The following is a 21,901-nucleotide window of genomic DNA, read 5'->3' on the forward strand; positions in this document are numbered from 1 at the left end:
AGAGGTCAGAAAAGCTTAACGACTGATCGGCTGGTGCAGTACAACGGTAGTATCAAGCCTTTGAATGCCGTTAAATGATTCAATTTCATTACAAAGATGATGAATAGACTGCAGGTCGGGCGCTTCAATTAGGGCAATAATATCAAAGTTGCCACCAACAACGCTCGTTAAGCGAACCTCAGGGATTTCTTTAAGTGCATTCGTTACATCATTCTTCTTACCCTTTTCACAAGAGATCAGTAGATAACTAGCGGCTTTTCGCCCTTCATTTTCTACACGAATCTGTGCGGTATAGCCTTTGATAATACCGGTCTTTTCTAAACGATTAATTCTTTCTGCTACTGCTGTTCGAGACAAACCAATGTTTCGGGATAGATTCGCAATCGACTCTCGCCCATTCGACAATAGACTTGAAAGTATTTTTCGATCTAATTTATCTAAACCTTGTAAAGTCATGTTTGAAATCATGTGTTCTGCCTATTTTGTTTTTATATTGTTATTAAATCGACTCTGGGAGCGTAAAGTTATACAGCTCAGCAAGAGTGAATGGGTTTTTCTGTGTCAACGGAGTGATGCGTAAGCTCAAGTCCCTCCCTGACACTTTTATGTCACTGACAAAGCTGCCGTTATGAGTGTTTGTCAAGGTCGAGTCACCTAGCAATCTGTATATCGCCCATTGACCACTCTTATTTAAAACGTGCTGTCTGCCTTCATCGGTTACATCCTGGAGTGTGATACTAATATTGAAGTCACCATTTTGCGGTGGCCATGCCATTTCACGAATGCGGCTTGGACCGTGGTAGTAACTTATATTGGTATCTGCAATTTTTAAGCTCGCTCTAATCGCACTAGAATCAAGATCGAGTACTCTTGCACTAAACGGAATATGAACGCGGTTAGTGCTTTTATTAATTAATGTGTCTCGAATAACGTTATAGTTACGCAGTTGCACTAACAGAGCCGGAGAGATTGGCATCGTCTCGCCATCCACCTGTTTTGGCGTCCACAAATTGGTATCGTAGAACGGTGCAAAATTTTTCTGAATAAATGTGTCTAACAAGCCACCTGAAGCAAACAGTAATTCAAAATCTTCAATTGAGATTTCCTCGGTCGCTGTTAGATCAAATGGGTATCGTCCTAGCCCTATCTCTTTAAACTTGGTGTAAATCTCGCTGTACCATTGGGTTTGAATGCCTTTAGCGGACTCTTTAATCATGACTGACCAGCTTTGTTGAACCACATCTAACAACCAGCTACGAACGGGTTCCGGTGATTTTTGGGCAATCTGTTTAAGTTTGATTAATGGGTCAGCTTCACTGCTGTTCATTCGATGCTGAGCTGCCGCTAGCGCCGCCATTTGCGGGTCAGGTGCATCAGCGATGTCTTTCATATACGTGCGAACACGGCTTAGCGCAGTTACGGTCTCATCCCAAGGAGTAGGGGAGTTTGGTGTTTCACTGACCTGAAGTTGGTTTAATAAGTGAAAAGCTTGTTCAACACGTTTCATTAACAAGTAATCAGGCTTAACTACTTCCTCTACTGCGTCTGATGCGGAGTCTGCCGCTGCCACGAGTTTCGGGTCTAGCTTTGAAATCAGAGCATTTTTTTCACCAACGGGTGAAAATTGTGTGTTGGCATAGACCTGCTTCAGTACGGTTGTCATTGGTGAAGAAGGACCCGAGATTAAGTCTATCGCGTTCGTTAGATCGCCGACATTGTCATAGTTTTGGACTTTTAGTTCACTCAGCGCATTGCGCCAATTACTGATGTAGTCGTCAGTATATTTTTTACGTACTTCCTCTTTGAAGGCCTCTTGTTCTTCACTAGTAGGAATAACGTGTTGTGACAGACCTAAAACCCAGTTGTCACTGATGACTTGTTGTGACATTAGGTCCACGCGTGGTCGATAAAAAGTGCTAAAACCAGTGGAGGTATAGATCTTATCTACGATCAAGCGTTCACTATCGATAGGTGTGTTGAATACATTGCTAAACTCAAAACCCACAGCTCGTTGCAGATCTAGGGTTCCTAAATCAATCGAATTTGCTTCGTTTAAAATGCCTGCATAAACGAGATCAACATTCGAATTTGCTAGCAATGAGCGACGTGTTGCGCGAACAAGATCCATATTGATATCAATTGGATCAAACTGTGTGCGAAAGTAAGCGTCCAAATAGCGCATCGCCTGATTGACGACGTCACTTTGGTTGCTTAAATCGTTCATCATTTGGAGAGTTTGATGACGCAAAAAACGGATATCACGCTTTGTTGGATCGTTTAGCATTAGATACCCCTTCAATAGAGGTAAAGCGCGTGTAAAAGTGTTCTGATTTTGTGTCAGTTGTAGACGGTAACCTTTCTCAATGAGAGGTATCAACTGTTGAGCAACGTCCTTAAGTAATGCTTCGTAAGCGATGCGAGTGCTTTGATCCAAACGGCTAATGTTGAGTGGTAATATCTCTTCATCCAAAGCCTTAGAACCTTTAAGCCACGCCCCATAAGAAGGCTCTATTGCTTTCGTCGCCTTCGCTAAAAGCTCATTGAATTTTGCATCTTGCTCTACTTGTGATTTGTCATCGATACTCAAGAGTTGATTCATCACATGTAAGTTACTGTCTAATGTCGTGAAAAAGAAGTAACTGCCCCCAGTAAGCAGGATAATGGAGCCGAGTATTGCCAAACGGCTTTGTCTCTGAATTAGACGAAGATACGTCTTGTTTTCGCCCGCAAAGTCGCTTTCCGGCAATATTTGTGAATCAATCAGAAAGCGAGAGAAATAAGGCGTTTCTGTTAACTGAGTATGCTCTGACGCGATAATAGGTAAGTTGAAGTAATTACTACAACTTTTTGCAAGTAAATTGTACTTGCGACCGCCTTGCAGACTCGAACTAAAGAAAATCTCACGGATGTCTAGTGAATAGACACCGTTGTTAACATCACATAGACGCTCAAGCACATAGCTGACTTCAGACTGACATAGCTCAAACTGCTTAGGGAAAGCGAGTATTGCTTGTTTCTCATCAATGTCCGTTGAATTAGCGGATGCATCTAGCGCATTACTTTCAAGCACTCTCACTAGATTTCGATAGCTATCGCGGTAGTACTCTGCAAATACACCTTTGGCTTCTTTTAGTGGGATAGAGAGGAACTCAACACGTGTCTTGAGAGAGCTAAAGTGCATGTATTCTTTAAAGCCATCTAACTTGTCTAGCTTTGACATAATCAAATAGATTGGCAATGCTGAAGACGTTTTAGAGTTGATGGTACTCAAGCGCGCCAATAACGACGAAATGGTGTACTCTTTTTGCTCTGGCTCAGAGACGATCATGAACTCGAAATCGGTGAAGAATAGACACCCAGAAAATGGCTTTCGAGGTCGATGATGAATAACTTCTTCAATGAACGTATTCCATAAAGAAGCATCACTGCTTGATACTTCCTGGAACACTAAGCGTTGGTCTGGTTTGATGTATACAGCGCTGTCAGATTCGTACCATTCAAAAAAGTCATTCTTAGCGGTTCTAGTGCGATCCATCGGTTTGATTGCACTAGAATTAAATAAAAATTGACGTCGCCCTGACCCTTTATTACCAAGCATCAGGTAAATTGGTTTCTTGCCTGAGTTAGCAAGAAGAGGCTGGATAACCATAGAAAGTGCTTCTTCCTCGGTTTCCAAATGTTGAGCTTTAGCGTTGTTCTTTTTCTTCAACCATAATGTGAATTGAAAAGTGACGTAAACAATGGCGATAGCACCAAGGGTCAGCCAAAGATAAAGTTGATCGATTTCGTCAAGAAAAAGCAGATAAATAGTGGTGATAATTGCAGCCACTAAAAACATCAATATAGTAGAAATCACCACTGGATTTCTAAACAGTTTTTGTTTGAACATAAGCCTAAAACTTCTTTAATTGTATTGTTATTTATTGTCAGTTTTTTCAGCTTGTAGCTGACTCAATTTATATAGGTAGATGTTCAGTAAAAGGGTTGCGCGGTCAATTTCCTTTTGCTGTGAATACTTTTCAGCGTATTCAATACGACCTAAAAGCGGGAATAACGAGTTACTGTATTCGTACGCCTTTTCAGAGTTCTTATCTACATTCTGTCTAGCTACGTTGGCAAACACCGTTCTTGCGTCTGAGAATCGCTTATAAACATCCATAAACTGGTCTTCTAAATGGGCGCTCTGTGTCAAAAAGTTCTGACGTAGTTGCTGTGCAGAAGACGAATCCGGATAGATCGCGATTAATTCATTGGTCAAGCTATCGAGCTCGCTGACGTTACTTACTTTTGCCGAGTCTAAAAACCAGTTATTCATCATAATATCGACACGATTAATGGCCTGCGTTTTCAATGACTGAGCATATTTTTTATTTTCGTAATCTAACGAGGCGACCAAATTTACAAGTTCATTAAGTGAAGCTTGATTAATTTTTTGTTCCAATGTTCGATAACGTTGTTGCTCGTACATGAAATGTGAACATATCGCAGTAACAATCAAACCAATAACGAAGTAGATCATAAATCGACCAGACTTTGCCGGTGATGCTTTCTCTTGGCTATTTAGGTTGGGTGATGACACCGGTGCTGGAGAGGGAGACACATTCACTTTAATTTCAGGTGCCTTCTGCGTTGCTGCAGGAGCGCTAGTGTTGGCTTGTTTTTTCTCGCGTAACTCAGCCGCAATCTGTTGTTCTTTTATCTGCTCAATCCATTGATTCAAAATACGGCGAATGCGACCTAATGACGGCGCTTCAATACCGTAATGAAGACGAAGCTCTTCCTCAATCCTCAAGCATAATTGATGTGCTGCCTCTATCAATGGAAGCTCTTCTGGTAACGCCCGATGCTTATTAATTCGTTTTTCAGTATGCTCTACCATCCATTCAATAGCGCTCATTCGTGCCTTTGACTTTGAATGCTCTGGATACGCGTTGAACCAATATACGACACACACATCAAGTATTGAGTTTAACCCTTCAACAAGGCCTCTTAAGCCTTCGTTATAGGTTGACGCAACGGTAAAGTAACAGCAACAACGTAGGTCTTTCGCTTGGGTACTCAAGATCTTTTTTGAGAGTGTTTGAACCGTTTTCCACGAGACTCTCCCTGTGACTTTATTCAGGTTGTTTATTTGACGTTTAATTTCGTCAAAATCCTCAGAACCATTAGGATTAGAGCCGCTTGGGTTATTTTCATCGATTGGTCTTCGAGCGAAGTCGGTAAAAAACATAAGGAAAGTTCCAACTGATCATATAGAAGTATTAAGTTATATAGGATTTCACTACTGTTATATTAAATTATAAGCAGTGCACATCTGTCGCAATTCTATAGACAAAATAAGCGGATTAGATAATAAAAATTCATTAAAAGAAATTAAATTACTTTTAGTGTGATCTTTGTTCATAATATTAATATCAATAGTTAAGTCTATTTATAAGAAGAAACTTATATATGAAGATGAGAACGTTGATTAAAAAGTAACTAAATTGTTATCGGAGATTACGTTTTGTCCAATTAGCAATCAAATTCTGTTACTTCTATTTAAATAGAAAGATTTACTGTCTCGTCACTTAATCTGTAGTCGGTTCTTTAGTTTTTGTTTGTAGGTAAAACAACCAACCTGATAGTTGAAATGTATTAAATTATAGGTGTTTTTTTAGGCTTATTGAAAAAGAGAATATAATTGATATCTTTCGCCTCTAAGTAGAATATCGGTTTTCCTAGAGGGACGAAATGCTAAAACCAAGTCAAATTGGGCTGATTTCAGCCATGTGTCTATTTTCTTCTGTTGTAATGGCAAAAGGGGAGCGATATGGACTCTCTACCAGTATGTTGACTATCGATAGCATTAAATACGATGAAGGTAAAAGTGGTGAGCAGGATACGCTTAGGTTCGGCTTGGTTCATACTCGTCCTATTGATGAAAACAATAACCGTTGGCGTTGGTGGTTAGGGCTAAACTATCTAGCAGAAGATATTGAAGCGCCAGCAAACGGCTTATATCAAGAAGCGACGAACTATGAACTTCGTGTTGTTCCTCAATATGCGTTGACTTCTTGGAGTGTTTTCACGCCATACGTTGGTGCGGGCTTGTCTGTCGGTTACTCGCAATATTCTAATCGCTGGCAAGTAGACCAAGAGGGCTATCGTTATGAGAGTGTTGAAGACATCGACCAGTTTGAGTTAGGTGCGGTTGTGACCCTTGGTACTGCTATAAAGTTAGGCAGTAATCCTGACGCCCATATACAAATTATCCCGCAGGCCTCTTATATCCTTCCGGTTGTAAATGATGGAATTGGTGGGCTTGAACTATCAGTTTCTTTGCTCTTTTGAGGTTCGTAAATGTACTCAAATCAGCTAGTTTTATTTATCTCAAAGTGTCCAGAGGAATACACCGGTGCAAAGCATATTGAAATGCCTGAAAGTGGTGGTTCGATAGGTCGTTCCCCAAGCTGTAGCGTGTCTTTAGCCGATCACAACCGCTTTATATCGGGCACTCATTGTTTGCTCAGCGTGTATGGAGATACCTACTATATAAGTGACGTATCAACTAACGGCACAATGGTAAATGGGAATAAAATACTAAAAAATCAACCCGTTGCGATAGTTGATGGCGACATCATTTCTTTAGGGCAATATGAGATTGGTGTTTCTCTTGAGCACGTTACCTCAACACTAGACATCGCCGCTGATATTGCTCCTGAGCGAGTATCTAGCGATCCTCTGGTTAGTCTAGGAGATGCGGTTGTCGAAGAGGAAGAAAAAGTCGGTGCCTTAGAAGATTTGTTTATGGAGACTAAACAGGATGACATTGATTGTCATGATCCTGTTGCTCACCTTAACTTTTCGATGCAGCGAGATGACGATTATTTAATTCGTGATAATGAGCGTACAGAATCTGAACAACCTAGAACCGTGGAAAGCACGCGTCAGGTGGTCGATGACAGTTTCAGCATATATTCCGAATTCGATCAGCCAAGCCTAATCCCTGAAGACTGGATGGCTGCGGAAACCAAGAGTAACGCATCAGTCAATGATGCATTAGCGCCAGAAAGCGGTAAGGCACATAGAGCCGATATTGCCTCAGCTGAGGTGATGCAACCTGGCACGGTAGCCCCAGATAGCACGATTCAAAGACAACATCGTACGCATAATGTTACTGAGATGGTCGTAGAACAGGCTAACACAGGGTCAAAATGGGAAGAGATGACCCAATCTTTTACGCCTTCTCCTAACACTAATCAGCAACTTCAAATACCTACGGCAGAGCACGCGATAAACAGTACGACGAAAGCACAAGTCGATACTGATGCGGCCGTTTGCTCTCAAGATATAGCGCAAGCGTTTTTTGATGGTTTGGGTATTCGAAACCCAGAGTTGATGACAAACGAGGCGCAGTTATTCAAGCAAATGGGTACTTGCTTGCGTTTATGTATTGATAACCTACAGAAAGAGTTGCACGAAGTGGAATCGTTAAAAGATGAGCAGAGTGCGAGTGAGGCTAACTCGAACATTGCAGAGCTAATGCTTACTTTGAATAGTCAGCAATTACTGGCTCCAAATGAACTGGTTGAACAAATGCTCGATGAGCTGAACGACCACCAAGTTATGTTTAACAAAGCACTGAATGAGCTCATTTTAGAACAGTCAGAAACGAACGATCCCGTAGCATTTGCTAACAGGGTCGCTAGCCAGTCTTTGTTCTCAACTAAGTCAAAGCTGTGGGCCGAATACCTAGATTTCTACACTAATAATCGTCGCCTGCTTAATGAAACATCCTTAAAAGGGCTGATTAAGAAAAACTATAACAAAGTGATTAAGGGAAACCATGCGTAGTATCGCCGTATTACTCGGATTTGCCATGTTGTCCGGTTGTTCCATGTGGGATCAATTTAAAGAGTCCACTGGTATCACACCAGAAACTTCGTCGATTGAATTGGTTATTGAGGCATCACCTGTACTCAATGTGAGAAATGGGGGCCAGTCATCTCCAGTTATTCTCCGTCTTCACGAATTAAGTTCGCCAGTATTGTTCCGAAGCTTAGATTTCTTTGCCTTGTTTGAGAGCGATAAAGCGTCGTTGGGTGATGAGTACATCAAACGTTACGAATATCAAATACAGCCAGGTGGAAAAGTTCATGAAATGCTAACGCTAGACCCTGACACTCGTGCCGTCGGTTTTTCAGTGGCTTTTCGTGATATTGATGGTTCGTCATGGCGAAAAGTGGAAGTTATTGAAGAGAAGAGCGAGTACTACATCAAGCTCAAGTTAGAGGGCAGTGAGTTAATTTCTGATAACACTCGCGGCATTGAACAGGTTTACTTTTAAGGGATAGAAACATGTCTTTATACAATCCAGTTGTTTGGCAAGATGGAATGTTCATGAAGCCGCAGCATTTTCAACAACTCGATCGTTCGCAAAGTAAACTATCGAGCCTACTGAGTGCCAATGCATCGCCTTTGCATTGGGGAATTAAACGTTTAGAAATCAACTCTCAGTTACTAGCACTGGGTAAAATCGGTATTACTCGTGCTGAAGGTATTTTACAAGACCGGACACCATTTGAGCTTCCGTTGCTTGCTGAGCTGCCTGAAGTGAAAGATGTAGATCCTTCGATTGCCGATAAAGTCGTTTATTTGTGCTGTCCGTTACCATCGGAACGTTCTGAGTTATTTGGTACCAAAAAAGACGGTGCGCGCTATACGATGGAATCTCAAGAAGCGGTTGACGCTTGTTATGATTCGGAAGACATGGCAAATATCGTCGTCGGTAAGCTTAACTTTTGCTTAATGTACGATCATGAAGATAAGAGTGCTTACACGTCTATTCCGATCTTAAAGATCTCAGAAGTGAAGCCTGATGGCAGCGTGATCTTAGATGATAGTTTCATTCCTACCTGTATCGATATTCATGCGTCGACAGTACTGAGTAAATTTGCGACCGAGTTTGCTTCTATGTTGAAGCATCGCGCGGAATCGATAGTCCAGCGATTAGGGGTGGTGGATCAACAAGGTGTATCATCGGTTTCTGACTTTATGCTATTGCAAGCGCTCAACCGATACGAACCCTTGTTTTGGCATTTCGCCAGCACAGAAGCTGTGCATCCTGAGTCTTTGTATCGAATTCTTCTTCAGGCAGAGGGTGAGCTTTCGACGCTGTGCTCAACGACACGCCGACCTATTGAGTTTACGAAGTACAATCATGGTGATCTTACTAGCTGTCTTTCTCGCGTCCTAGACAGTGCGAAAATGACATTGAGCGTGATGTCTGAGCAAAGAGCAATTCCACTGACCTTAAAAGATCAGAACTATGGCATCAGAACGGCAGCAATCCCTGACAATAAGATCATTGATACGACAACCTTTATCCTCGCAGTTAAAGCCGACGTGACCTTGGATGTTCTGCATACCCAGTTTGTCAGCCAAACGAAGATCGGTTCTATCGATAACATACGTGACTTGATTAACCTTCAACTGCCTGGGATTGAGATCAAACCAATGCCAGTTGTGCCACGCGCGCTGCCGTATCACGCTGGCTACACCTATTTCGAGCTCGATAAAACGGGCGAAGAGTGGATGGCATTGAAGAACACTGCTGCGATTGCGATTCACGTTGCGGGCGATTTCGCTAACTTATCATTGCAACTTTGGGCCGTTCGTCTATGAGTTACGCAGAAACCGACGTCACCGTAGTCTTATTCCAACCAGAGCCTGGCAAACCAATGGAGGTAATGCCAGCGCCTGACTTGTCGAGAAACATAGCAGTACAAGATCTATCTATCGATAACATGGGTATTAACCCGCTAGTGGACCAGTTCTCATGGTTGATCGCCAGTCTGTCTTGTATGTCTTCGATCCCTTGGCTTGATGACCCGATGCCATTTCGTGAACAAGTGGCACGTGAGATTCGAAAAGGTGAACGAAAACTTAATGAAATGGAGCTCGATCGTGCTTCGGTTCTTGTTATTCGTTACTGCTTGTGTGCGGCGATTGATGAATCTGTTTGTCGGCAAGAATGGGGAGCAAATAGTCACTGGAGCCAGAACAGCTTACTGTCTGAATTCCATAATGAAACGTCTGGTGGTGATAAGTTCTTCGTTATTCTCGACCGCTTAAAAGCCGACCCTCGCAAATACCGTCACGTTATAGAGTTTCTCTATTTATTGCTTCAACTTGGTTTCCAAGGCAAGTACGGCCGTGAAGAGCGTGGTAACGAAAAGTTAGCGGAAATTGGCAGCACCATTTATCGATTAGTGCGAGATGACCGCCTAGCAGAACAAGAAAAAGTTTCTTTAATCAACCTTAAAGCTAAATACCTAAAGAAGCCGTTAAAAAGGGTAATTTCACCCAAGCTGATCTTGAGTCTTAGTGCGATGACGTTTGCGCTTATGTATGCGGCAACCTACATCGTCATAGACTTAAAATTTCAGCAACTGCTTGAAGTGTATAGATAACCAGAAATCTAAAAATGAGATCTTCTGCCAGTTTTAGGGCTTATTGTGAATATCACTGGTCTTTTAGTGAAATTCACTAGTCATTTAGAGAGATTGCAGCTTGCGATCTCTTTTATCATTCAATCAATAAAATTCAAATGGATTGGTTATGGGCGTAACAGTTGGTGCGAATGGACTTTCGATAGTTCATAAAGGCTCAGGTGGTGAAGCGAATGCAACGCTCCCAGATGTTTGTTTAACTAAGGTCGGCAAGCCAGTCGTTCCTATCCCTTATGGCAACAATGCTAAATCAGCAGACCTTGCCGGTGGGACTACGACAGTCTCTATGGATGGCGGTAACAGTGTTGCTATCAAGGGCAGTACGTTCTCAAAAAGTACCGGCGATGCGGGCGGTGATAGAAAAGGCGTTTCCTCAGGCACGATAGAAGCCGAAGCAAAATTCATTTCAGCCTCACCAACGGTTAAATTTGAAGGTAAGGGCGTATGTCGTCTGTCCGATCAAATGACCATGAACAAAGCTAACACTATGTGTTTGGGTGGCGCACAAAACCCATCGGTTTCTGTGAGTGAAGAGCAGGAAGGGACGTATACGCTGGATATAGAATGCAAATATCCAAATGGGCTCCCTTACTCTAATGCACAATTTTCTTTAGTCGAACCTTCAGGTGCTGTCATTGGGAGTGGAGTGCTGGATTCTAGCGGAAAAGCAACTGTTAATGGTCTCGCTCTAAAAGAATGCAAGTTAGTGCTCAGCGAAACTCAAGACTCTTATACGCCGAACCAATCTTTAGCTGAAAATATTGTGACGGAAACTTACCCAGATCCGAATGATTTTTGTACGTTTGTCGCAGGTCGCCGCTCGCCATTTTGGGAAGATCGTGTTGGGGTTGCTAATGACTGGGGCATATTGATGTCCCCATCCTTCAGTGATGATGACTTTAAAGATATTGTGTTAGAGCAAAGCCGTATATCGTCTCCTTATGCGATTAGTCAAAATCATTCTAAAGACTTTTCTGATGCTTATGTTTCGGCACTTTATCACATCCAAACTGATACTACTGCGCTAGAGAAATATGAACCTTTAGTTGAACTGCTCTTGGAGCAAGTGCACGAAAATGGCGATATATTGAGAGTCTTATATCAAGCTGATGTGTTTGAGCCTCCCTATGAATTATTAGCGAAGCTTCGCTTTTTAGGGACTGGGAATACTGTGAAGTATTTGCAGTTTGTTTTATGGACGTTGATAAACAATCAAATCTGTTCATACATCGATGAGCTAAACAGTGAAATCATCGGTCGTTTAGATTTCATACAAAGCCAAGCTTCTGCAAGATCGTTGAGTTCTGTTGAAGAGGGTATAAACGGTTATAAAAAAGCACTTAACCACTTCAAACAAGCACTTCCTGACGTCATTAGCCAAATTTTTGAAACCAAAAATGACACCCTAATTTCTATATCGGCAATGGCCCTTGGAAGTACCGTTAACATAGCGAGCCAATCTAGCTTTGCTACTAATTTAGGTAGGGTTAATGCGGTGGTGTACACGAAGTCAAACAACTTGAACCGCCCATCATTTGTCACTTTTGACGATAACTTTTCTGACTAGGACATTTAAATCATGGATGCAGTTTTTCCGATAGCGCAACGAGAAGGTGACGCTTACTACACGCTCAGTGATTTTACAAAATTGTTTGATCAAGCTAAGAGCGGTCGTTATTTAATAGGACAAGGGTACGGTTGGCATAGTGGCGTTCATTTAACATCAAAAATGTTACCGTGGGGGAAAGGGCTCAGACCTATTCAAGCGATGCTTGATGGAAAAATAGTGGCATTTCGCATAAATCCTGATTACCTAACCTCAACGTACCAAGAGCAAGAGTTTAAGTATAGTAATAACTTTGTGCTTATCGAGCATGAGGCTGTAAACCCCGAAGATAGTGAAGATGTATTTAAGTTCTATACACTTTATATGCACCTTGCGCCACCTTCAGATATTGGCGCCAATTCATCTATAACCACGCGTTACCGTTTACAAGAAGCGAGAAATGTACGCACTTTCAAACATAGTGATGTGCCTACTAATTCTGGTGAAAAAAAACAGTCGATGTCTAAAGGAACATTACTTGAATACCTGTATGCAGAAGAGAAGGAGACCCATCCATACCAGATCGACAAAAATACCTACAAAATGATAAAGTGCCGTGTGGTAGAGAATGGTAAATCGGCAAGTGGTAGCGAAAAAGCACTGTTAAACAAGATTGTTTGGTTTGCTTCGGGTCTCAATAGTGACTTTGACATTTTAGAAGATTCCTCTGCTGTCCTATCAGAACCAGTTTCAGAACCCAAATGGATGTCGGACAAGGCGGCAATGATTAGGGACGGTAGTGTGGTTTCTTTACTCCCACTCCTATTTAGAGAGGGGATAAAGGTTTCAGCTGGGGAAGATATCGGTTACATGGGACTGCATGAGTACAGTAACGATGCAATTGGAACTAAGAAAGAAGATAATCGTGTGCATATCGAGATGTTCTCTTTTGAGGAGCCGCCCGAATTTTTCAAAAAACAGATTTCTCCCAAAAATGCGGAAGAAAATCCACTTGTTGTTCTCGATGGGGCCGATAGTAGCGGTGCCGTTGATATGAGTAATTCGTTTATTCAGCAATTACTTGAATCTGTGACAGAAGATCAAGTAACGGACTTCTCCTCGTTCACTGCTCGCGATGCCAAAGTATACTTAGACGGTAAGCGTAAACACTTTGAGCGATTTATTGTGAAACATCCTACAGATTGGCATACAGAGTCGTCACAAAGTCTTTATGAATCAATCCATCAGACCGCAAAGGAAGCTCTAGATATTAAGTGCTCCGCTGGTTTTGTTACTATAGAGGACTACCGTAACTCCCCATGGCGCGATCAAGTGATGGATAGCTTTGATCTTTTCTCGCAATTCGAACTGGAAAGAGCAGATAAGTTCTCATGGATGCAAGATTTACAAGGTGATTTGCAACTAAGCGATGATAAGAGCCTTTGGCATTATTGGCCTTTTGTAGGAAATCACACCCAAAGTAAATGTTTCTGTAATCGTGATATTTCCAAGAGTTTTTTACTTGAAGTCTTAGGTGGAAAAGAAACTATTTTTGAGAACTCTCATTATGACAGTATGAGAAATGTTTCTTTAGATGAGTTATTAAATAGCTTGAATGACATGTTTAGGACGTATGAAATCGATGATTGTTTGAATAAAATCCACTTTCTGTCTCAAGCATTTCAAGAAAGTGATTTTTTCAAAACGACGGAAGAGTACTATTATAACGGAAAATATCCAGAGAAATGGAATAAGTACAGAGGTGGTGCATTCTATCATGGACGTGGTTTATTACAGATAACACATATAGAAAACTATGCTAAATACTTTGGTGTGAATACTAAAGATCTTACAAAAGAAATGATAGAAAGCGTTGCTAAAGATTTACACACGGCAGTAGATTCTTCAGGGTGGTTTTGGGTAAAAGGTAGTGCTTGGGGAGATATTCGTCCATTCGCTACCAAGAATGATCTATTTCGTGTAACGATCTCAGTAAATGGTGGTTACAATCATTTGTTAGAGAGAAAAAATAACTTATTAAAACTTTCAAAGTTGATTAATTGTAATTCAATATCCGATAACTATGACTTTAGTAAGTTTTATCTTAAGGATAGTTCAATGATCAATAAAAATTACTATAAAAGAAGTAAGAGTGTACATCACAAGCTGGAGTTAATGATAAATGAATAAAATGATTACATTTAGTTTAATCTTTTTATCAACATATTCTTTTGCGGAAAGCAGTATTACGCAAGAGCAAAAATTCACAGAGACTGAGGGGCCTTTTTGTCAATATTCTCTAAAAGCAAATGGAACTTCATATGATTTTAGCTTTTTTGACTCATGTGGCACAAGCGATTTAATTAAATTGAATGAAGAGCTTTATTTGGTTGACTTGACTAATGGTAATATAAATAGCGAAGCATACTTTATTTTTGACACAGAAAAAAAAGAAGTTCCAAAAGAGATTGGTAGTTTGAACCTTAGTTATGACATTTACGATTATGGTTTTGATATTATCGATCATACATTATTGGACAGAGATAATGGTAAAATAATAAAAAACGCTAATAATAATTATACTGGCGTGTTGTCTTACATTTTCCAGAGAGATAATTTTAATATGAACATACCTAAAGATAGGATTTTGTATTGGAATAGAAATGGAGAAGAGAATTATTGTTCTTCTACAATAGTTTTTTCTGCTAATTATGACGAACATAGGCGAGATGTTTGCTGGAATAGTTTTTCATCAAGATATGAATATGTTGAGATTATTGAAGGTAGAGTAAGTTTAAGGATAAAGGGAGAGTTTGATGGAAGGCAGTTTAAGTTTGATAATAATGGTGAAGAACTGACGATTAATCCATATAATGGAAAGTATAGTACTAACAAAACCAACGAAAAATTCCCTGATGAAGACTATTTTAATATAAAGTGAACATATTGTTTTTATTTTTAATGTAGTTGAAATGCTTAAATTCAATGAAATTTATAAATCAATTGTGATGGTCGGGTTTTTATTTATTGTGTCGTTTTCAAATTTTGTAAGTGCAAGCTGCAACCAAAATTCTGTCATATTTACGTGTGATTTAGAAAATAAAGGTGGCAGTTTGAAAGCTTGCTTTAATCAAGCTGAGAATTCGATGTACTTCGTTGTTGACGAAAATGGGTTGAAAACAGTTTATGCCCCACGAAAGGGGAAGAGTTTAGATAACTATAAATGGATAGATATTTCTCTTGAAGAACCTGAATTCATTCCTTTGAAATTTGAAGTAAATGAAAACAAGAATGCGTACTTTTCATTGACTAGAGGTGGTGGACGGTTGAGTGTCGTTGCTAGCTTCGTTGACATGATTGAAGATGAAAATGCTGTTGAGTACTACTGTGAATTGGGAACTGAAACAGCTCTGGATCCCAACGTTAGATTAAAAATAAAACACGTAAAGCCTAATGAGTTTGAAGCTTGGGGTTAAATAGCAATAGATTCCGGTGAGAGCCTAAATAAAATTCATTGTAATAAAAAGTTAGCTTTTCTAGAAAATCTACTCGAGACGTTTGGATAAGAAATGTTCAGATAAAAAGCGCCGAAAGGCGCTTTTTATTTTCTTTAAAATAAAGTATGGTCTCCCTCCTTTTAAAATGGTAAGTGTTGAATAATTCAACAGTGGTTAGGTAAATGAATAAAATAACTAAACTCGCTTTGGCTTTGTCCGTATTGACATCTGTTGTTGGGTGTCAACTGGTCTCAAATACGCCGATGCAATCGACAGCAACGAAGGAAATAATTGAAAAAGCAAAGACAGAGTTTGATGGACAACGTTTTTATAAGTTGAATGAATATGATGAAGAAATCAACGTTTCAGATGACGGGGTCATTACCTTCAAGTCTTACTTACCACGCAGCGGCGGCTATGAATGGGTACCAATTGTTATACGCGATACTAGTTTTCGTGTTTCTTGCGATTATTTCAGTGAATATGTTGAAGCTGGAATGGTTGTTCAGGTTCAGTTTGTAGGTAAACGCGGGCGCATTGAAAATTACGACAAGCAACGTTGTGAAGAGTTTGGCGAGCCAACATGGCAATAAGATCTATGGATAATTAAAGCGCCGACAGGCGCTTTTTATTTACGTTTTAGTTAACCGTTAGAAAAGATGTAGACCAATCTTCGGAAGATTAGGCAAGCAATGCGTAGTATCTGGTCACAAGTTGGTATGAACTTGCCTTTTAGAAAACGCTAATAAAATCGCTAAACAGCTACATGCTAATAGAACGACACCTAAGTTTTGTGCTGTTCCAGCCATCGCTAATCCCGTCCCGATCATGATGTAGTACATGAGCCCAAATAAAGCGCCTGCGCTACCTACCTGTTGTTTATAATCAACGAGTGCGTCACTGAGTATATTGGGTATCGCAATCCCATAAGACATGACGACTAACACCATTGGAGCAACAAACCAGATTGATTGGCTCAGAATCAACACACCGACTGATCCCAAACTAAGCAATACTGCTGAGAGCCAAAGTAGTTGGCTTTTTCGAACATTTTTAGACACTAGGGATTTGTTTAAACAACTCCCAAGCAGAGTGCCTAACCCCAGTACCATGCCACTGTATCCAAATTGTTCGGAGTTATACCCAAGTGCTGAGAAAGTAAATGCGCCAAGCTGGTAATAAGAAAATAGAGCAATGTTATACAAAGCAACCAATAATCCTGAGCGCCAAATTCGCGCGTCTCTTACCATTTCCCAGCTAAGTTGATGCAACCGTACTGGTGTCTGTTCCTTCTGTGTTTCAGGAAGCTTAATAACGTTATAAGCGAGCAATACTAACGCGATTAAAAACAAGGCAAAAAACACATAACGGTATCCACCAAGCGCTGTAAGCTGCCCGCCTAATAGCATGCCAACTACCGGGCTGATTGATATACCCATCCCCATTAAGCTAAAGACTTTACTCAGTTCTTGACCGTCAAACGCGTCACGAAGCATGGTCTGTGTGACAACGGATCCTACCGCGATACCAAATGCGCTTAGGGCTCGCGCGGTCATGACAACAGCAAAGCTTTCGGTTTGAGTTGCGAGTAAAGATGCGCAACCATAGATAAAGAGCCCAATAAGCATGGTGGGCCTTCTTCCCAGTTTATCTGCGAGAACTCCCCAAACTACAACGCCAATGGCAAAAGCTAGGAAGTAAATCGACAATGTTTGGGCTGCTTGTGCGTGGTTTACATCAAATGATAGAGCGATTGAGCTCAACGCTGGGCTATAGATAGTTTCTACAATTTGCGGAAACATCAACATGACCAGCATGAGCCATAAAGAGGGCTTAGTATTCATATTGTTACCCATTGTTAATGAAGTTGGCGGGCAGTATAAATGAGGCTATGATTGATCTAATAACAACATAAAAACCAAATACATCAACATTCGGACAAAATGGCGCTTATTAACGAAAAAACACAATTTGATGCAGACAAAATTTTTAATTGTGTAGTGGGAATTGCTGCGGATATTGGCAAGCACGACTCAGGTATGCATATGCACAAGAAAGGGCAGTTATTGTACGCACCTCAAGGTTGTATGAGTTTTGCTCTGGAAGACTCGATTTGTATTTTGCCACCGACAAAGGCGGTTTGGATCCCACCTAATACGCCGCATCGCGCACTAATGACGAATGTGGTGGCGTATCGATCTTTGTATTTTGATTGTGAGGAGTTTGCCTGTCCGAGTAAGATCACGATGATAGAAGTGAATAATTTGCTCCAAGCTCTTATTGATAAAATGTCATTTTGGGAGTGGGATAAGCCTAGCAGCGAGATGGTAAATACGACGGCGCTTTTTTGGGAGGAGTTTTATGCTGCGAAACGTTATTCGTTTCAGTTGCCTTTGCCATCGCATCGGCGCTTAACAACGTTTCGTCGAGAGTTGGTTGAACCTTCATTTCTGGCTCCTTCGCTTACTACTCTTGCAAGCAAAGTTGGGGCAAGCACCAAGACGGTAACACGATTATTTAAGTCGGAAACGGGAATGAATTATCAAGATTGGCGGCAACAGTGGAGGCTTTTAAAGGCAGTTGAATTGTTATCAACGGGCATGCCAGTCAGCGCAGCTGCCGATTGGCTGGAGTTTTCGTCAGACAGTGCTTTTATTGCATTTTTCAAAAAGCAAACTGGACAAACACCTCTGACGTTTATGAAAACCAAACCTTAAGCGTCAAAATGCTCAGACTCTTTCTAGAACAATCCCCAGGTTCACAGGCTCAGCCTATAAAGCATACATAGACAGGTACCAACGTGCAGGTTACTTGTCTTTACTCTGCAGTTTGCGAAAGTATTGCGTAGTAAAATCAACAAAGGCTCGGATGCGTTTTGGTTGATGTCGGTCGTGATGATAAAGGAGTGAAAATTCCACACTCGGAATGCTCCAGTCGGTAAACACTTCTTTTAGCTTGCCTGTCTGGAGTTCTTGTTGGCAATAAAGTGTTGGCACACGGATGATGCCATTTCCCGCCAAGGCTGCTTTTATCATTACTCTGCCACTCTTACATCGTAACTGTCCACGTATCTGGTGTTCCGTTGACTGCTTTGTATTCGTGTTCTCAAATGCCCACCGTGTCACACTACCTGTCAAACAAACGTGTTTTTCTAAGTCCTTTGGATGCGAAGGATAGCCATATGTTTCTAAATAGTTTGGGCTTGCGTATGTCCCCATTTCCACATCGATCAGTTTGCGAGCGATGAAGTTGGAGTCGTCTAACTTTCCCATTCGAAAAGCGATATCGAATTCATCCGCGATTAAATCGACACGATGGCTACTAAAATCTAAGTTAATGCTCACTTGTGGGTGTTGGATTAGAAATTGAGCAACGATATCTGCGACAACGTCTTCTCCTAAATAGCCCCCCACACAGTTGATACGAATGTCACCTCTTAAGTCTTCTACATCATCAACCACTGCCATAACAGCTTGATCAATATTGTGAAGGGCAGTTTCACACTGTTTACACAGAACCTTGCCTGCTTCGGTGAGGTTCAGTGTTCGAGTGGTCCTTTGTAGCAAAGTGACACCAATCTGTTGCTCCAGATTTGTTATTTGACGTGAAACGTGTGAGCGAGAAACGCCAAGTTGCTCTGCTGCTTTCGTGAAGTTTCCTAGTTGAGCGATTAGGACGAAAGAGCGAATATCCGCAAGGTTGATGTGTGTTTGCATGATGACTTCTTCATAATTCAAAAAAGTATTGTTGCAGTATAACAACAGTGTTTCAACTAGGTCGGTATATATCAACAAACAAAGTTTTCTTAAACTTACCGCCACTGATGTAAACCGTTCGATTAAGGATTCAAAATGAAAAAGTTAATTGTTATTACAGGCGCTAGTTCAGGCATTGGTGAAGCGATTGCACGTCACTTCAGTGAACAGGGCCATGCTCTTCTTTTGTTAGCAAGACGTGTAGAACGTTTGGAAGCATTAAACTTACCAAATACGCTTTGTGAAAAGGTAGATGTGACCGACAAAGCTTCTTTTGAGGCTGCAATTGAGAAAGCTGAAGCGTTGTATGGTCCGGTAGATGCACTTGTAAATAACGCAGGCGTTATGCTTCTAGGTCAGATAGATACTCAGGAAGCATCGGAGTGGAAGCGCATGTTTGATGTGAACGTAATTGGCTTGCTCAATGGCATGCAGTCCGTCCTAGCACCTATGAAAGCACGTAACAGTGGTACGATCATTAACATCAGCTCTATCGCGGGCAAGAAAACATTCCCTGATCATGCTGCTTATTGCGGTACCAAATTTGCGGTTCATGCTATTTCTGAAAACGTACGTGAAGAAGTTGCGTCATCGAATGTTCGCGTTACGACGATTGCACCTGGTGCAGTGGAAACGGAATTACTTTCACATACAACGTCTCAAGATATTAAAGATGGTTATGACGCCTGGAAGGTGGATATGGGCGGTGTGTTGGCCGCAGATGACATCGCACGCGCAGTGCTGTTTGCTTATCAGCAACCGCAAGGTGTATGTGTTCGTGAAATTGCTTTGGCACCGACAAAACAACAACCTTAACATTGAGTTACGGGGATTTTAGGTCACTAAAGCCGTAAAACTTTGCATATCGATTCGTGATTGAGATGGCATCTTTAAACTAAGTTGCGTGAAAATTTAGGCCATCCATTTAAATCCGGACACTAAGTGTGTTATTGCTTATACCCAAGTTACTCAAGGTGAGAAAAAACTTTGAGTAATTTGGGTTTTTATTTGGTCTCAACTTTAGGTAGCGGAATTTATTTAGGTCGAAGGCGATAGTTGTGAAGAAAGGAGAGTGTGACGTAAAACAAAATGAAGCAATATCCGTCTCTTAATGAGAATTGATTTCATCAACGTCACAAGCCGTTACAATTATCCGTTAGGTATTATACTTTGTGGGTGGTTAATATTTAACCAAACAAGGAGGTGTGTATGAAACGATTCGCAAACATACTTTTTGCAACACAAGGATTGCCAGGCCATAGTGACGCCCTCGAACAAGCGATGAGGATTGCATCTAGCAACAAAGTGCCTGTCTCAGGGCTAATAGCGTGTCCTGATTTCCCAACAGACATGATCCAGTATCAGCAAAGTTATGAGCAATCGCTGCAAGACTCCCTCAAACAAAGTATTCACGAATACAGACAGAAGCTGGGACTCTCTGAAGAGGATCTCGCATTTCCTCTTACTGTGAAAAGCAGTGAAAAGCCCGCTGTCTGTATTATTCAAGAAGCATTAGCTGATAACAAAGATCTCATCATCAAAGAAGCTGAACCGCTCGGTGAAGGTGCTGAGGGTTTCAAAGCTATTGATATGACTCTGTTACGAAAATGCCCTTGTCCGCTTTGGTTGCACCGACCAATTGATAAGCCAAGAGATAAGCGCCGTGTTGCTGTGGCTATCGACCCATTAACGGCAAGCGATGAACAGCACTCATTAGCCGTGCGTTTACTCGAATTATCGCGTTCGATTGCCGACACCTGCGATAGTCGTTTACACGTAATTTCTTGCTGGGAGTATTACTTAGAAAACTACCTAAATGGTAACGCTTGGATTCAAGTCGATGATGCTGAGTTGAAACATGAACTCGACAAGGCAAAAGCCGATCATAAACAAGCTCTGCAACAGCTGTTGGAGGAGTCTGGGATTACAGGTGAAATTGTGATTCACCACCTGCATGGAAAACCCGACGAAAAGATTCCAGATTACGTAGAAAGTATTGAGGTAGACGTGTTGGTCATGGGTACCTTAGCGAGGACTGGTATATCTGGCTATGTCATTGGTAATACGGCTGAAAATATTTTGCAATCGATTAACTGTAGTTTGGTCGCTCTTAAGCCCGGTGGTTTTGTCTCACCGATTCAGTAATTGGGGTGTAACAAAGTTGGGTTTAAGTGATTGTTTTAGGTAAAGGAGGGAGATGGATCTCTAGAACATGGAATTATCAATGTATCAATAAGTTATCAGAGGAGAGTGACATGAAAAACCTATGCCCGAAATGCCACACAGAAATGATAGAACGTTCGAATGTTTATGTTTGTCCGAGAAATGATATCGGTGACTGCACCTACGATGCATTCGAGTTAGCTGATGACGATAATCCATATACATTCAGCCAAGAACACGTAAGTAGTGACCTACGTTCTTATGCCGTAGCAGACAGCAAATAGCGGTTTGTATCGGCGTTCCTCTAAGTAGCACTCAGTGATTACTGTTTGCTACTTTTCCCTTGGTTTCATGATCGTTTTTGAAGCGCTTGGGCTAAAACAATACAGTGGAGTTTGTCATTTGCGCCGATTAGCGCATACCTTCTTATAATAACGAATGGGCTGC

The 21,901-nt window shown here is 41.2% G+C and carries 18 protein-coding genes and 1 pseudogene; 14 read left to right on the forward strand and 5 right to left on the reverse strand.

Annotated elements, in window-relative coordinates; all coding sequences use genetic code 11:
* Window positions 1–15: 15 nt before the first annotated feature.
* The 3 genes from R7Q11_RS01975 to R7Q11_RS01985 are packed head-to-tail and all read right to left on the reverse strand — an operon-like array spanning window position 16 to window position 5,230.
* Window positions 16–468: an Lrp/AsnC family transcriptional regulator gene (locus tag R7Q11_RS01975; RefSeq protein ID WP_005373369.1), complete on the reverse strand. Its 453-nt coding sequence runs from the start codon at window positions 466–468 to the stop codon at window positions 16–18.
* A 31-nt stretch (window positions 469–499) separates the two neighbouring features.
* Window positions 500–3,889 carry a type VI secretion system membrane subunit TssM gene (tssM, locus tag R7Q11_RS01980; RefSeq protein WP_136976741.1) on the reverse strand — a complete coding sequence of 1,130 codons (3,390 nt, stop codon included), beginning with the start codon at window positions 3,887–3,889 and terminating at the stop codon, window positions 500–502.
* Window positions 3,890–3,916: 27 nt separating this feature from the next.
* Entirely contained in the window at window positions 3,917–5,230 is a 1,314-nt protein-coding gene (locus tag R7Q11_RS01985) for a type VI secretion system ImpA family N-terminal domain-containing protein (protein WP_136976742.1), read from the reverse strand.
* 503 nt (window positions 5,231–5,733) lie between these two features.
* Between R7Q11_RS01985 and R7Q11_RS01990 the strand changes: the two genes are divergently transcribed.
* The 10 genes and pseudogenes from R7Q11_RS01990 (at window position 5,734) to R7Q11_RS02035 (ending at window position 16,129) form a co-directional block, all read left to right on the forward strand.
* Window positions 5,734–6,333, forward strand: coding sequence for a hypothetical protein (locus R7Q11_RS01990; protein WP_132937161.1), 600 nt, complete (start codon window positions 5,734–5,736; stop codon window positions 6,331–6,333).
* 9 nt (window positions 6,334–6,342) lie between these two features.
* Window positions 6,343–7,836: a type VI secretion system-associated FHA domain protein gene (locus tag R7Q11_RS01995; RefSeq protein ID WP_137282735.1), complete on the forward strand. Its 1,494-nt coding sequence runs from the start codon at window positions 6,343–6,345 to the stop codon at window positions 7,834–7,836.
* Window positions 7,829–8,329, forward strand: coding sequence for a type VI secretion system lipoprotein TssJ (tssJ, locus tag R7Q11_RS02000; RefSeq protein ID WP_005386118.1), 501 nt, complete (start codon window positions 7,829–7,831; stop codon window positions 8,327–8,329). The genes R7Q11_RS01995 and tssJ overlap by 8 nt, the downstream gene beginning before the upstream one ends.
* An 11-nt stretch (window positions 8,330–8,340) precedes the next feature.
* Window positions 8,341–9,666, forward strand: coding sequence for a type VI secretion system baseplate subunit TssK (gene tssK, locus R7Q11_RS02005; RefSeq protein WP_005373357.1), 1,326 nt, complete (start codon window positions 8,341–8,343; stop codon window positions 9,664–9,666).
* Window positions 9,663–10,454 (forward strand): type IVB secretion system protein IcmH/DotU, encoded by a 792-nt coding sequence (gene icmH / locus R7Q11_RS02010; protein WP_025767903.1) that lies wholly within the window; start codon window positions 9,663–9,665, stop codon window positions 10,452–10,454. Before tssK ends, icmH begins: the two co-directional genes overlap by 4 nt.
* A 148-nt stretch (window positions 10,455–10,602) precedes the next feature.
* Window positions 10,603–11,050: pseudogene (locus R7Q11_RS29830) on the forward strand (DUF4150 domain-containing protein); the annotation flags it as partial.
* Between the two features lie 1,022 nt (window positions 11,051–12,072).
* Complete coding sequence (locus tag R7Q11_RS02020) at window positions 12,073–14,229, forward strand: hypothetical protein (protein ID WP_225466142.1); 2,157 nt, start codon at window positions 12,073–12,075, stop codon at window positions 14,227–14,229.
* Window positions 14,222–14,980 (forward strand): hypothetical protein, encoded by a 759-nt coding sequence (locus R7Q11_RS02025; protein WP_149192099.1) that lies wholly within the window; start codon window positions 14,222–14,224, stop codon window positions 14,978–14,980. The genes R7Q11_RS02020 and R7Q11_RS02025 overlap by 8 nt, the downstream gene beginning before the upstream one ends.
* A gap of 31 nt (window positions 14,981–15,011) precedes the next feature.
* Window positions 15,012–15,515, forward strand: coding sequence for a hypothetical protein (locus R7Q11_RS02030; RefSeq protein ID WP_225466143.1), 504 nt, complete (start codon window positions 15,012–15,014; stop codon window positions 15,513–15,515).
* 203 nt (window positions 15,516–15,718) lie between these two features.
* The gene (locus tag R7Q11_RS02035; RefSeq protein ID WP_005373341.1) at window positions 15,719–16,129 is read left to right on the forward strand and encodes a hypothetical protein; all 411 of its coding nucleotides are present in this window, start codon (window positions 15,719–15,721) and stop codon (window positions 16,127–16,129) included.
* Window positions 16,130–16,243: 114 nt separating this feature from the next.
* Here R7Q11_RS02035 and R7Q11_RS02040 read toward each other — a convergent pair whose 3' ends face one another.
* Complete coding sequence (locus tag R7Q11_RS02040) at window positions 16,244–17,380, reverse strand: multidrug effflux MFS transporter (protein WP_149192098.1); 1,137 nt, start codon at window positions 17,378–17,380, stop codon at window positions 16,244–16,246.
* A gap of 99 nt (window positions 17,381–17,479) precedes the next feature.
* Between R7Q11_RS02040 and R7Q11_RS02045 the strand changes: the two genes are divergently transcribed.
* On the forward strand, window positions 17,480–18,253 hold the full coding sequence (locus tag R7Q11_RS02045; protein ID WP_213960664.1) for an AraC family transcriptional regulator: 774 nt from the start codon (window positions 17,480–17,482) through the stop codon (window positions 18,251–18,253).
* Window positions 18,254–18,343: 90 nt separating this feature from the next.
* On the opposite strand, the gene R7Q11_RS02050 is transcribed toward R7Q11_RS02045, so the two are convergent.
* Entirely contained in the window at window positions 18,344–19,252 is a 909-nt protein-coding gene (locus R7Q11_RS02050) for a LysR family transcriptional regulator (RefSeq protein WP_213869882.1), read from the reverse strand.
* A 135-nt stretch (window positions 19,253–19,387) separates the two neighbouring features.
* On the opposite strand from R7Q11_RS02050, the gene R7Q11_RS02055 reads away from it, so the two are divergent.
* The 3 genes from R7Q11_RS02055 to R7Q11_RS02065 all read left to right on the forward strand — a co-directional run bounded on the left by R7Q11_RS02055 (window position 19,388) and on the right by R7Q11_RS02065 (window position 21,738).
* Window positions 19,388–20,107, forward strand: coding sequence for an SDR family oxidoreductase (locus tag R7Q11_RS02055; protein WP_005373333.1), 720 nt, complete (start codon window positions 19,388–19,390; stop codon window positions 20,105–20,107).
* A 393-nt stretch (window positions 20,108–20,500) separates the two neighbouring features.
* Window positions 20,501–21,436 (forward strand): universal stress protein, encoded by a 936-nt coding sequence (locus tag R7Q11_RS02060; RefSeq protein ID WP_213885478.1) that lies wholly within the window; start codon window positions 20,501–20,503, stop codon window positions 21,434–21,436.
* Window positions 21,437–21,546: 110 nt separating this feature from the next.
* Window positions 21,547–21,738: a hypothetical protein gene (locus tag R7Q11_RS02065; RefSeq protein ID WP_005373328.1), complete on the forward strand. Its 192-nt coding sequence runs from the start codon at window positions 21,547–21,549 to the stop codon at window positions 21,736–21,738.
* Window positions 21,739–21,901 lie beyond the last annotated feature (163 nt).

It is taken from the genome of Vibrio sp. 970 (genome assembly GCF_033339075.1).